At 72.1% G+C, this 12,685-nt stretch carries 11 protein-coding genes; 4 read left to right on the forward strand and 7 right to left on the reverse strand.

Translation table 11 applies throughout. The features are described 5' to 3' along the window. Positions 1–341: 341 nt before the first annotated feature. Positions 342–626, reverse strand: a complete 285-nt coding sequence (locus GR130_RS05630; protein ID WP_159503678.1) for a heavy-metal-associated domain-containing protein — start codon at positions 624–626, stop codon at positions 342–344. Between the two features lie 257 nt (positions 627–883). Here GR130_RS05630 and GR130_RS05635 point away from each other — a divergent pair, with 257 nt between their 5' ends. Together GR130_RS05635 and GR130_RS05640 are read left to right on the forward strand one after the other, a co-directional pair. Then, the gene (locus tag GR130_RS05635) at positions 884–1,546 is read left to right on the forward strand and encodes a DedA family protein (protein ID WP_159503679.1); all 663 of its coding nucleotides are present in this window, start codon (positions 884–886) and stop codon (positions 1,544–1,546) included. Positions 1,547–1,575: 29 nt separating this feature from the next. Continuing rightward, positions 1,576–2,145 carry a GNAT family N-acetyltransferase gene (locus GR130_RS05640; RefSeq protein ID WP_159503680.1) on the forward strand — a complete coding sequence of 190 codons (570 nt, stop codon included), beginning with the start codon at positions 1,576–1,578 and terminating at the stop codon, positions 2,143–2,145. Here GR130_RS05640 and GR130_RS05645 read toward each other — a convergent pair. Together GR130_RS05645 and GR130_RS05650 are read right to left on the reverse strand one after the other, a co-directional pair. Continuing rightward, positions 2,111–3,067: a sulfite exporter TauE/SafE family protein gene (locus GR130_RS05645; RefSeq protein WP_236572815.1), complete on the reverse strand. Its 957-nt coding sequence runs from the start codon at positions 3,065–3,067 to the stop codon at positions 2,111–2,113. The two genes, GR130_RS05640 and GR130_RS05645, sit on opposite strands and share 35 nt — an antisense overlap. Further along, on the reverse strand, positions 3,064–4,101 hold the full coding sequence (locus tag GR130_RS05650; RefSeq protein ID WP_159503681.1) for a Gfo/Idh/MocA family protein: 1,038 nt from the start codon (positions 4,099–4,101) through the stop codon (positions 3,064–3,066). Before GR130_RS05650 ends, GR130_RS05645 begins: the two co-directional genes overlap by 4 nt. Before the next feature lie 575 nt (positions 4,102–4,676). Here GR130_RS05650 and GR130_RS05655 point away from each other — a divergent pair. Next, positions 4,677–5,732, forward strand: a complete 1,056-nt coding sequence (locus GR130_RS05655) for a LacI family DNA-binding transcriptional regulator (RefSeq protein ID WP_159509773.1) — start codon at positions 4,677–4,679, stop codon at positions 5,730–5,732. Between the two features lie 275 nt (positions 5,733–6,007). Here GR130_RS05655 and GR130_RS05660 read toward each other — a convergent pair whose 3' ends face one another. The 4 genes from GR130_RS05660 to GR130_RS05675 all read right to left on the reverse strand — a co-directional run bounded on the left by GR130_RS05660 (position 6,008) and on the right by GR130_RS05675 (position 11,094). Next, a complete protein-coding gene (locus GR130_RS05660) occupies positions 6,008–6,202 on the reverse strand; it encodes a MerR family transcriptional regulator (protein ID WP_159503682.1) in 195 nt (64 codons plus the stop codon). 358 nt (positions 6,203–6,560) lie between these two features. Continuing rightward, positions 6,561–8,066 carry a sugar porter family MFS transporter gene (locus GR130_RS05665; protein WP_159503683.1) on the reverse strand — a complete coding sequence of 502 codons (1,506 nt, stop codon included), beginning with the start codon at positions 8,064–8,066 and terminating at the stop codon, positions 6,561–6,563. Positions 8,067–8,298: 232 nt separating this feature from the next. Continuing rightward, positions 8,299–9,318 (reverse strand): Gfo/Idh/MocA family protein, encoded by a 1,020-nt coding sequence (locus GR130_RS05670; protein ID WP_159503684.1) that lies wholly within the window; start codon positions 9,316–9,318, stop codon positions 8,299–8,301. 855 nt (positions 9,319–10,173) lie between these two features. Further along, positions 10,174–11,094, reverse strand: a complete 921-nt coding sequence (locus tag GR130_RS05675; RefSeq protein WP_159503685.1) for a sugar phosphate isomerase/epimerase family protein — start codon at positions 11,092–11,094, stop codon at positions 10,174–10,176. A 503-nt stretch (positions 11,095–11,597) separates the two neighbouring features. Between GR130_RS05675 and iolC the strand changes: the two genes are divergently transcribed. Beyond that, a complete protein-coding gene (gene iolC / locus GR130_RS05680; RefSeq protein WP_159503686.1) occupies positions 11,598–12,590 on the forward strand; it encodes a 5-dehydro-2-deoxygluconokinase in 993 nt (330 codons plus the stop codon). Positions 12,591–12,685: the final 95 nt, after the last annotated feature.

Here is a 12,685-nt window from a genome sequence, read left to right on the forward strand (position 1 = left end):
TGCCCGGTTAGACTCGCGACCCCCCTCAATGGTTACGTTCCGATGAGTGTGATCTGGGTCTCTTGCCATATAGGGGCGAATCTGGTCAAGGGTTGCGATCTGGAGATCAAGGCTCGCGGGTATGGGTGTTGTGCCAGTTGTAAAAACAATGTGAATGTTCGCGCGTCGCGAGCCGGCGACGGCGTCACAGGTCCGGCGAGTGGAACGAAAGGCTCGATTCGGTCGTCGTGGCCCCGTCGGCCACCCGATCCGGCGGCCTGGACCCCGATACGCACAAGGCGCAGACCGCCCCGCCGGTGGCGGGCTCGATCTGCGCCTGTGTGGCGGAGGCGGCTGCCGGGTCAGACCCGGCCGGTGAGCTCGTAGCCCGCCTCGTCGACGGCGGCGCGCACGGCCTCCTCGTCCAGCGGGGCCTTCGAGGTCACGGTCACCAGGCCGGTGGCGGCGACCGCCTGCACCGAGCTCACCCCGGCGAGTTCGCCGATCTCGGCCGACACCGCGCCCTCGCAGTGGCCGCAGGTCATACCGGTGACCTGGTACGTGGTGGTCACCTCGCCGACCTGGACGGCGGTGTCGCCGGACTGGCAGGAGCCTTCAGGGGTGCAGCAGGAGCTGTTCTCGGCCATGGGTTTCTCCTCGTGATGCCGATGTGTCGGCGGCGGTGCGTGTGCGTGGACGCGCGGGCGCCGCTGTGGGGCGAGATGTCCAGTGTGGGGCCCGCGTGCCGCAAGGGGCGCCGGTGACGCCCGGTGTCCCTCCCGACGGCTGTAACTTTATACCCCTAGGGGGTATCGGTCCACTGGGCGTCCGCGTTGCCGCACGCCCCGCCACGCGTCAGCCTTGGGGTACGGAACTCGGGGAGCGGAACCGAGGAGGCGGCCGGATGGACGTACCCGCCCTCTACGGCCTGCTGGCGCTCACCACCCTGCCGCCACTGGTCCCCAACTCCGCGCTGCTCGTCTCCGCCGGAGTCCTCGCCTCCGAGGGCCACGCGTTCCTGCCCCTGATCCTCGCGATCGTCGCCGGCAGCGCGCTCCTCGGCGACGTCCTGATGTACCTCGCCGCCCGCCGGTTCGGCGGCCCCGTACGCTCCTGGATACTGCGCCGCCCCCGCCGCCGGGTCGCGCTGGACTGGACCTCACGGCGCATCCGGCGCTACGGACTGCCTTTCGTGATCGCCGTACGGTTCCTGCCCAGCGGCCGGATCGCCGGCGCCCTGGCCGCCGGAGTGCTGCGCTATCCGCGGCGCAAATACGTCATCGGTGCCGCCGTCGCCGAAATGCTGTGGGCGACCTACTCCGTCGGCCTCGGCTACCTGGGCAGCGCCGCCGCCGGCAACCCCCTCTACGCCGCCGGCATCGGCCTCGGCGTCTCCTGCGTCGTCGCCGCTGCCGGCACCGCCTTCCAATGGGCCTCCCGCCGCCGCGCACTGCGCGCCGAACCCGGCAGGGGTGGCGACGGCGACACCCGGAACGGCGACGGCGACACCCGGCACGGCGACGGCGAAGAGGGCAGTGACCAGGCGTCCTCCACCGCCGCGGCGTGATTGTCAGTGGCGGCACCTACCGTGGGGTCATGGCGGATGAGACTGCGGGACCTGACGTACGGATCGAGCCGTGGACGGCGGCCGACCTCCCCCTGCTGCACGAGGCCAACACCCCCGCGATGACACGGCACTTGGGCGGCCCGGAGACCGACGAGCAGATAGCCCGACGCCACCGCAGATACCTCGACGGCGAGGGAGCGGGGCAGATGTTCCGGGTCGTGCTGCTGCCCGGAGGAGCGGTGGTCGGCACGACCGGATTCTGGGAGGCCACCTGGCGCGGCGAGCCGGTGCACGAGGTGGGCTGGGGCGTGCTCCCCGCCTACCAGGGCCGCGGCATCGCGACGGCCGCGGTGCGCGCGGTCATCGCTGCCGCCCGCGCCGAAGGCCGGCACCATGCGCTCCACGCCTTCCCCGCCGTGGCCAACGCCGCCTCCAACGCGGTCTGCCGCAAGGCCGGGTTCGCCCTCGTCGGGGAGTGCGAGGTCGAGTATCCGAAAGGGCATCTGATACGGGCCCACGCGTGGCGGGTGGAGCCGGTGCCGGCCCCGCCCGGGGCCGACCCGCTCAGCGCAGCAGACCGAGGCCGGCGAGCGCCGTGAAGACCAGCACCAGTCGCTCGAAGACCGCCTGATCGACCCGGCGCACGAGCGCGCGCCCCAGCAGCGCACCGGCGACCACGGCCGGCGCCAGCAGCCCGTCCAGGGCGAGCGCACCGGGTGTGACGAGCCCCAGCCCGACGCTGAACGGCAGTTTGACGAGATTGACGATCAGGAAGAACCACGCCCCGGTGCCCAGGAAACCGAGCACCCCGAAACCGGCCGAGAGGAGGTACAGCGACATCGCCGGACCACCGGCATTGGCAACCATCGTGGCGAAACCGGCGATCAACCCGAAGAGCGGCGCCCGCACTTGACGAGGACGGGGCGCCCGCACCCGGCGTTGACGGACCGCGCGGACGGTCAGGGCCGCCCGGAGCGTCCTGGCCGTCCTCACGGTGCGAGCCGCCGGCGCCGGGCCCGCGCCTGCCGCCGCGCCCGCATCCCCGCCGGCTCCGGCGCCCGGCTCCCCGGCGCCCGGCTCCCGGTCGGCGGCCCGCGCCTGCGGTACCCGCCCGCCGTCGGACGCCGGTCCGGCGCGGCGCAGGCACCGCTGCCACAGATGGTGCAGCACGATCGTCAGCAGCAGCGCGCCGATCGTGCGCCGCATGACGGCGTCATCGGTCCAGGCGACGAAGCCGACACCGAGCAGGATGCCGACCGCGACGGACGGCAACAGCCGCAGCAGCGCGGACCAGTCGGTGTGCCTGCGATAGGCGCGGACGGCCAGCACATCACCCACGAGCAGCAGCGGAAGGAGGGCACCGGTGGATTCCCGGGCGGGGACCACGGCCGCGAACAGCGCGACGCTCAGCGCGCCGACGCCGCTGACGGCGGTCTTGGAGACCCCCACCACCAGCGCGGCGAGCACCAGCGCGGCCAGCGGCAGCACGCCGAGGTGCGCCGGCGCGCCGGGAACGGTCACGCGCCGGGCACCGAACCGCCGTTGCCCGCGCCGGCGCGGACGTCCGCGACCGCGACCGGCTGCCCGGTCCGGCGGGAACGCTCGCACGCCTCCGCGACGTACAGCGCCTCCAGCGCCTCGGCCGGCGAACAGGGGCTGGGCGTACGGCCCGCGGCCACCTCGACGAAGACCCCGAGCTCGGTGACGTACGCGTCGTGGAACCGCTCCATGAAGGTGGCGTACGGGGCATCCGCCCGCTGCCAGGACAGCCTCGGCTCGGCGGACGGCAGCGGCGCACGGTCGTCCAGCCCGACGAACCGAGCGCCCTGCGAACCGCACACCTCCAGCCGCACGTCGTGGCCCGCGCCGTTGTAGCGGGTCGCGGTGACCGTGGCCAGCGAGTCGTCGTCGAAGCGCAGCAGCGCCGCGCAGGTGTCGACGTCACCTCCCTCGGTGAAGAAGTCCGCGCCGCGGTTGGCGCCCTGGGCGTAGACCGAGACCACCTCGCGGCCGGTCAGCCAGCGCAGGATGTCGAAGTCATGGATGCTGCAGTCCCGGAACAGCCCGCCGGAGGTGGGGATGAACGCCGCCGGCGGGGGCGTCCGGTCGCTGGTGCAGGCGCGCAGGGTGTGCACCCACCCCAACTCACCGGAGCGCAGCGCCTCCCGCGCGGCGCGGTACCCGGCGTCGAACCGCCGCTGGAATCCGATCTGCACGGGGACGGCGCCGGCCTCGGCCCGCTCCACGACCTCGATGGTGCCCGGCACGTCCAGCGCCACCGGCTTCTCGCAGAACACCGGCACGCCGGCATCCAGCGCCTGATGGATCAGCGCGGCATGCGCACTGGTCGCGGCGGTGATCACCACCGCGTCCAGACCCTCCGCGTACATCTCCTCGATGCTGCCGGCGGCCCGTACGCCGAGGTTGTCCGCCAGCGCTGCGGCGCGTGCGGCGTCCGCGTCGGCGACCACGAGGCCGGTGACGCCCGGGACGTTCTGCAGGGTCGCGGCGTGGAACGCGCCGATGCGCCCGGTGCCGATCAGGCCGATCTTCATGCGGTGTTCCCTTCCGGGGAGGGGCGGGAGGTGGGTGGTGGGTGCCGAGCGGTCCGCCGGGGCCGCACTGGCCGAGGCCGGACTGGCTGAGGCCGGACTGGCCGGGCCGCGGACGCGACAGCGGGGGATTCGACGGCTGGGGACTCGACGGTCGCGGACTTGATATTGGAACGGTCCAAAATTGTCCGTCCTGGGAACCCTGCATGTCCGTATGTCGGCATGTCAAGGCTTAGGCAGGGGTGTTGAGCGCTGCGGCGTGGTGGGGCGTGCTGCGACTCGGTGGGGCATGGGCGTGGTGGGAAGTGGGGCGTGGTGGGGTGTGGGTGCGGGACGGTGTGGTCCCGGGAGGTGCAGAAGTCTGGGGGCAGGGGGTGCGTTGACGCGGACCTGGCCCGATGGAAGGATTTCCACCCATGGAACGGTCCAACAAGCGATCGGCTGGGAGAACGACGGAGAGGGCGACGGAGACGACGGCCGAGGCGAGGGCTGAGGCGAGGGCTGAGGCGAGGGCTGAGAGGGCGGCCCAGCACGGGCCCGCGTCCCGGGAGAGGGCCGGCCCGGACCGGCCCCCGACCATCCGCGGCGTCGCCGAGCGCGCCGGCGTGTCCAAATCCCTGGTCTCGCTCGTCCTCCAGGGCTCACCGCGTGTCAGCGACGCCAAGCGGCGGGCCGTACTGGACGCCATCGAGGAGCTGGGGTACCGGCCCAACGCCGCCGCCCGCAGCCTGGTCGCCCGCCGTACGCACACCGTCGGCGTGCTGCTGAACGACATGCGCAACCCCTGGTTCGCCGACGTCCTCGACGGCCTCAACTCCCTTCTGCACGCGCACGGTCTGCGGATGCTGATGGCCGACGGCCGGCTGGACCGGCGGACCGGCCAGGAGTTCGCCCGCACCTTCCAGGAACTGCGGGTCGACGGCCTGGTCGTCGTCGGCACACTCCCGGACACCGCCGGACTCGCCGAGGTCGCCGAGCGGCTGCCGACCGTCATCGCGGGAAACCACGAACCCCGGCTGCCGAGGGTCGACATCGTCGCCAACGACGACGAGCGCGGCGCCCGCCTCGCCACCGAGCACCTCATCCGCCTCGGCCACCGGCGGATCGCCCACATCGCCGGACAGGGGCTGGTGGGCGAACTGCGCCGGCGCGGATTCGAGGCCGCGATGGCCGCCCACGGGCTGACCGGGAGCGCCGTGGTGGAGAGCGGCGACGGTACCGAGGAGGGCGGCTACCGCGCCGCCGTACGGCTCCTGAGCCCGGCGCGCGGCCGGATCCGCCCCACCGCCGTCTTCGCCTACAACGACATCTCCGGCGTCGGCGCGCTGTCCGCCGCCGGGGAACTGGGCCTGGCCGTCCCCGCCGACCTCTCCCTCGTCGGCTACGACAACACCTACCTCGCCCGCATCCGGCACCTCTGGCTCAACTCGGTCAACAACTCCAGCCACGAGGTCGGCCGCCGGGCCGCCCGCTGCCTCCTGGATCGGATGGCACACCCCGACGCACCCGCCGACCGGCAACTCGTCGCCCCGGAACTGGAGATCAGGGGCTCCACGGCACCACCGGCGCAGGCACCGGACGACGCGCCCGCGAGCGAACCCGCGAGGAAAACCCGGAGCGGATCCTCGAGCTGACCTCGGCGCGGATCCTCTAGCTGACCCCGGAGTAGACCCGCGAGGGAATCCGGGACCGAATCCGCGAGCGCACCCGGGAGTGAATTCGCGAGCGCACCCGCGGGCGCCTCGTGGGCCCCCGGCGGTGGCAACCACCGGCCGGGCGCCATCGGTGCGGTGGAGGCCGAGGCAACCCCGGGCCGGGGCCGGCACGTTGGCCCGGCCCGGCCCGGCTCGGCGCCGTACGGACGCGGGGCCCAGGCCCCGAGCCCTCGGTCGGTGGCGCAGCGGCCCGCTCAGCGCCGTCCGCGCTGTCCGGGCCGCTGCGCCACCCACGCTCTCACGGTGTCCGCGTACCAGTAGGGTCTACCGCCCTCCACCAGGTCCGGGTCGGGGAGCAAACCGTGCTTGCGGTACGACCGCACGGTGTCCGGCTGCACCTGGATATGGGCGGCGATTTCCTTGTACGACCAGAGCCTGCGTTCGGTCATCTCTGCGCACCTCCTAGGCGCCGCGCGCAGGGTCGGCCCGGGGAGCCGGCGGGGGGCTGCGCACGGCGGGGTGATGACTCACCCTGTGCCCGGACAACGACTGTGCGTGAGCACCGGCGAGGGCCTGTCGTACGGCTGTGACGGAAGGCCCGCGCAACGGTGACAGCCGTGACGGGCGCAGGACGGCTGTGACGGGGGCGGGACAGACGACACGGGGGCCGGACGGATGCCACGGAGGCCTGACGGGAGCGACGGCGGAGGCCGGACGGGCGCAACGCGCCCGCGTAACGGGTGAGGCGATGGAGGCCGGACGGCAGCAGGTTGGGCGGCCGCAGGTGGGGCGGGGCGCCGCCCGGTCTCAGCCCTCTCCGGCCCTCTCCGGCTCGCCGGCGCCCCGGCCCTGGGCCGCCTTCCGCAGCTCCTGCTCCAGGTCCTCCAGGGCCAGCCCCTTCGTCTCCGGTGCGTACCGCTTGCAGAAGACCAGCGAGAGGATGCACATCAGGCCGAAGAGCCAGAAGGTGATGCCCGCGCCGACCGCGTCGAGCAGTACGGGGAAGGCCAGCGCCACAACGAAGTTGACCATCCACATCACGAACACCGCCGCGCCCATGGCCAGTCCGCGGACCTTCAGCGGGAACATCTCGGCGAGCAGCAGCCAGACACCGGTGTTCAGCGTGGCCTGCATGAACCCCATGTAGAGGACCATCAGCCCGAGGACGAGACAGCTGACCGCGGTGGAGTGCGGAAGGTGGAAGGCCGCGCCGAGCAGCCCCAGGGAGACTGCCATGCCGGACAGGCCGGTCAGCAGCATGGGGCGTCGCCCGACCCGGTCGATCAGGGACATGCCGATCGCGGTGGCGATCACCGAGATGGCGCCGACCGCGATGGTGGCGGTGATCGCGGCGTTGGTGCCCAGACCGGTCGTCGCGAGGATCTTGGGGGCGAAGTAGATCACCGCGTTGACGCCGGTGATCTGCTGGACGATCGCCAGCCCGACGCCGACCAGCAGCAGCCGCCGCACCCACGGCGTACGCAGTTCCCGCCAGGCACCGCGCTGCGCATCGGCCTCCAGGCTGCGGGCGCGGTCGATGCGGCCCAGCTCGGCGGGGACGTCGTCGGCGGGCAGCGTACGGTGCAGCACCGCGGCGGCCTCGTCCGGCCGTCCCCGGCTGATGTACCAGCGCGGTGTGTCGGGCAGGAAGAGGACACCGAGGAACAGCGCCACGGCCGGCAGCGCGGCCAGTCCCAGCATCCATCGCCACGCCTCCCAGTGGGCCAGTACGGCGTTGATGAGGTACGCGAGCAGCTGGCCGCTGACGATCATCAGGGAGTTGAAGGAGACCAGCCGGCCGCGGATGTGCGGGGGCGCGATCTCGGAGAGGTAGAGCGGCGTGATGACGGAGGCGCTGCCCACGGCGAGACCCAGCACGAACCGGGCCACGGCCATGAACGGCACGGTCGGCGCCAGCGCGACGGCCAGCGCCCCGCCGATGAACACCGCGCCCGCCCACAGCAGGGAGTTGCGCCGTCCCAGCGCGTCGGACATCCGGCCGCCGGCCAGCGAGCCGAAGGCCGCGCCGATCAGCAGTGCGCTGGTGATGACGCCCTCGCCCAGGGAGGTGAGGCCGAAGTGGCGCTCCATGAAGGGGAGGGCACCGGAGACCACTCCGGTGTCGTAGCCGAACAGGGCGCCGCCGAGGGCGGCGATGGCAGCGATGCCGACGATGAAGCGCTGGGCACTGCGGGCCCCGGGACTGTTGGGGGCGTTGGGGGCGTTGGGGGCGTCGGGGGAGTCGCCCTCCGTACCGCCGGGGGAGCCGGCGCCGGTCCCGGTGGGCGCCGGCTTGCTGGTCGGAGCCGCCATGGTCAGCTCCAGTAGGGCGTACGGGCTGGTGGTGGGGCTACGCGGGACGCGTGGGGGAGTGGGGCGCTACACATGTGCGGCCTTTCACCGGTCGGGAGGGGGGATGGGATGGATGCGGAGGAGAGGGGGAGGAGGGGGGAGGAGGAGGGGGAGGAGGGGGAGGGGAGGCGGGTAACGGGAGACAGGCAGCGGGGGAACGGGCAGTGGGGAACGGGAAATCGGGGACGCGGCCTCAGCGGTAGAGCGCCGGGCGCTCGATCAGCTCGACGGCGACCCGCTCGCCGGTGGCCTGCGCGAGCACCCCCGCCTCGCACACCGCAGCCGCCGCATAGCCGTCCCAGCAGCTGGGGCCCTCGACCTCGCCGCGCTGGGTGGCGTCCACCCAGCGCTGCACCTGCCGGTCGTACGCGTCCTCGAAGCGCTCCACGAAACCGGGGGTGACGGTGCCGCCCCACCGGCCCGAGGTGTTGACGAAGACGCCGTGGTCGTCGCCGATACGGGCGGTGCCGCTCTCGCAGACCGCCTCGCAGCTGACCTGGTAGCCGAAGCCGCAGTTGACGAAGAGTTCGGTGTCCACGACCTGCCCGCCGGCCGTCTCGAAGAGGATCAGCTGCGGGTCGCTGAGCCCGTCGGGAGCGTTGCCGCTGGGGGCCGGGCGCAGGACGCGGACGGCGGTGATCTCGTCGTCGAGCAGCCAGCGCGTCACATCGATCTCGTGCACCACCGAGTCGTTGATCATCATCGCGTTGGTGAAGCCGGGTGGGGTGTCGGCGTTGCGATGCTTGTTGTGGAGCATCAGCGTGCGGCCGTAAGTCCCCTGGTCCAGAAGGGACTTGAGGGTGCGGTAGCCGGCGTCGTAGCGCCGCATGAAGCCCACCTGGACGCGCCGGTGGCCCAGCTTCTGCTCCGCCTCCAGAACCCGCACTGCGGAGGCCGCGTCGGGGGTGAGCGGCTTCTCGCACAGGACCGGCAGATCCCGCGCGAACGCGTCGAGCAGCGCCGCCTCGTGCGCCGGCCCCGGCGAGGCGATCAGCACGGCGTCCACCGCGGGGTCGTCCATCGCGGCGGCCGGGTCGGTGTACGCGGTGGCCCCGTCGATGCCGTCGGCGAGGTGCTTGGCCCGATCCGCATCGATATCGGCAACCGCCGCCACCCGGGCGCCGCTGATCACCTCATCGATCCGGCGGACATGGTCGGCCCCCATCCGCCCCGTCCCCACAACCGCCACACCCAACATCCCGTACGAACTCATCTCGTCCAACCCTTCGTCTCATCTCGGTCTGCGTCTGCGTCTGCGTCTGCGTCCGTGTCTACGCCTGCGTCTGCGCTTGCACTTGCGCTGGCAGCCCTTGTGTTCGGCCTGTGTGGCCTGCCGGGCTTGTCGCGTCTATTCGGGTCATCTCGTCCGCCTGGGCCGCCCGACCCCGTCCCGTCGATCCCCTCACAGCCTGCGTGCTCGTCCTCTCCGTTCCTTGGCTTGCCTCCTCCACCCCCCACCACCGCCTCTCCCCGTTGCCTCTCCACTCCTTCATTTCTTACGGACTGTGACATACCCTGGGAACCGATTACTCCCTGTAATCGTTGCCGGGGTATGAGGAGGCGGCGCAAGGCACTCACGCGAGCCATACGCACAAGAAAGGGGGCATGCGACCTGTGCGCGAGGAGCGACGCGAGGAAGGAGCCATGCACGCGAGTCGAGCAAGGGAGCGCGGGTCGCACACGAGGCGGCCGAGCGGAATGCGAAGCGGGCGCGCCGCTCGCGGGGGTGTCGCCGCAGCCGCAGCCGCAACTGTGGTCGCAGTCGCAGTCGCAGTCGCAGCCGTGGCCGCTCGCGTGCCGAGTTGGCCCGCGCCGAGCCGCTTACGGACCGGGCTGGCGCTGGCGGTGCACCGTATCGCCCCGTCCGCGTACGCATTCGCGCCGCTTATGCGCTCGGGCCCCGCGGGCTCAGGGCGCTGCGCGCACTCCCTCCACGCCCTCCGCGCCCTCCAAGCCCTCCAAGCCCTCCGTGTCCTGCGCGTCCTTCAAGCCCTCCACGCCCTCCGTATCCTCGGCGTCCTGCGTGCTGCGTGCCGTCCACGCCCTCCGCATCCTGTGCGTTCGGCGCTCACGCGCCGCAGGAGCGCAGGAACCGCCGCGTCCGCTCGGCGATCGGGAAGGGCCGGTCGGGCGGGCAGGGGTACATGTCCTGCTCGACGATGGCGAAGAGGTCGACGTTCAACTCCTGGGCGGCTTCCAGGACGGGCGGTAGTGCCGGTACGCCCAGCGGCGGCTCGCACATCACGCCCTGCTGGACGGCCGGGCCGAAGGGTGTGCCCTTCGCGACGACGTCGCTGAGGATGTCCGGGTCGACCTGCTTGAGGTGGAGGTAGCCGATCCGCTCGCCGTAGGTGCGGATCAGTTTGACGCTGTCACCGCCGCAGTAGGCGTAGTGGCCGGTGTCCAGGCAGAGGTTGACGAGGTCGGAGTCGGTGACGTCGAGGAAGCGCTCGACGTGCTCCTCGGTGTCGATGTGGGTGTCGGCGTGCGGGTGGACGACGATGTCCAGGCCGAACTCGTCGCGTACCCGCTTGCCGAGTCGTTCCATGCCGGTGGTCAGGTGCTTCCACTGTTCGACGGTCAGCTCGCGGGGTTCGAGTTCCTCGGCGGTCTTGTCGTCCCGCCAGAAGGAGGGGATGACGACGAGGTGCTTGGCGCCCATCGCCTGGGTGAGGGTGGCGACTTCGGAGACGTGGGCCCAGGTCTTGTCCCAGACGGACGGGCCGTGGTGGAGCGAGGTGAAGATGGTGCCGGCCGAGACCTTGAGGCTGCGGCGGGCGATCTCCTCGTGGAGTACGGCCGGGTCGGTGGGTAGATAGCCGTAGGGGCCGAGTTCGATCCACTCGTAGCCGGCCTCGGCGACCTCGTCCAGGAAGCGCTGCCAGGGCACCTGCTGGTCGTCGTCGGGGAACCAGACGCCCCACGAATCGGGGGCGGAACCGACGCGGATGCGGTCCAGAACGGGCGCGGCGGCACGGGGTGCGGACATGCTGCGGCTCTCCTCTCGCCGGTCGGCGGTGACCGGGAGGCGCTGGTGCGGGTTGTGGGGCACAGCCTCTCTGTCGCCCTGGGGAGTGTCAAGATTTCGTCCTGACATAAGGACTTAAGGACTTGGTGGGGTGGTGGCCGTTTGGGGGTGGGTTGGATGCGGGGGTGGAGGGGTGGGGCGGTCGGGCTGGGCGGGGGTGGATGGGTGGGGCGGTCGGGCTGGGCGGGGGTGGATGGGTGGGGCGAGGTCGGTCGGTCCGGTGGATGGGCGGGCCGGGTGCTCGGGCGTGGGGCGGGAGCCGGGTGGAGTCGGGTGGAGTGAGGGTGGGGGTGGGTGGGCTCGACCGGGGCGGGCGTCGGAATATCGAGGATGGACGTCAGAATGTAAGGACAAAGTGTTGACAGGGGTTGAGGATGGCGGTTAGACCTTTGGGCGGAGCTGAAGCCGGCTGAGAGGGCCGGTGCCGATCGACCCGCCGCGCCGGGCGACCCGAAGGGGCGTATATGACCGAGCCGTACGACCTGATCACCATGGGGCGCATCGGGGTGGACATCTACCCGTTGCAGACCGGTGTGCCGCTCGCCCAGGTGGAGACGTTCGGGAAGTTCCTCGGCGGGTCCGCCACCAATGTGGCGGTGGCCGCAGCCCGGCTCGGGCGGCGGAGCGCCGTCATCAGCCGTACGGGGCGGGACCCGTTCGGGGACTACATCCATCAGGCACTGCGCGACTTCGGCGTGGACGACCGCTGGGTGAGCGCGGTGGGCGAACACCCGACGCCGGTGACCTTCTGCGAGATCTTTCCGCCGGATGACTTCCCGCTCTACTTCTATCGCCGACCCAAGGCCCCCGACCTGGTGATTCACCCGGGCGAGCTGGACATGGAGGCCATCGCTGCGGCCCGGATCTTCTGGATCACGGGTACCGGGCTCTGCGAAGAGCCGAGCCGCGGCGCGACGTTGGCCGCGCTGGAGGCGCGGGACCGGCGCGGCACCACGGTCTTCGACCTCGACTGGCGCCCGATGTTCTGGGGCGGGGAGGGCGGCGCCTCCGGGGACGGCGGGGCGTCCGGCGCCGCGGCGATGGCGTCCGCCCGGCCGTACTACGAGGCCGCGCTCAAGCATGCGACGGTCGCGGTCGGCAATGTCGACGAGGCCGAGGTCGCCACCGGACTGCGTGACCCGAAAGCGTGTGCCCAGGCGCTGCTCGACATGGGCGTGGAGCTGGCCGTCGTCAAGCAGGGACCGAAGGGGGTGCTGGCCGTCCATCGTGACGGACGTACCGCCGAGGTCCCGCCGACCCCGGTCGAGGTCGTCAACGGGCTCGGTGCCGGGGATGCGTTCGGCGGGTCGCTGTGCCACGGGCTGCTCTCCGGCTGGGAGTTGGAGCCGATGATGCGCTACGCAAATGCCGCCGGGGCCATTGTCGCCTCGCGGCTGGCCTGTTCTTCCGCGATGCCGACGGCCGACGAGGTCGAGGCGTTTCTCGCGGATCGGTGACGGGGGCGGAGGGCCCCACCCGGGCCCGGACCGGCTGGGCGCGAGTCCCGCTCCTGGCGCTGCCGCTCCCGCTGTGGCGCCGTCCCGCGGCCTCG

The sequence above is a fragment of the Streptomyces sp. GS7 genome (assembly GCF_009834125.1).
Classification (GTDB): Bacteria; Actinomycetota; Actinomycetes; order Streptomycetales; family Streptomycetaceae; genus Streptomyces.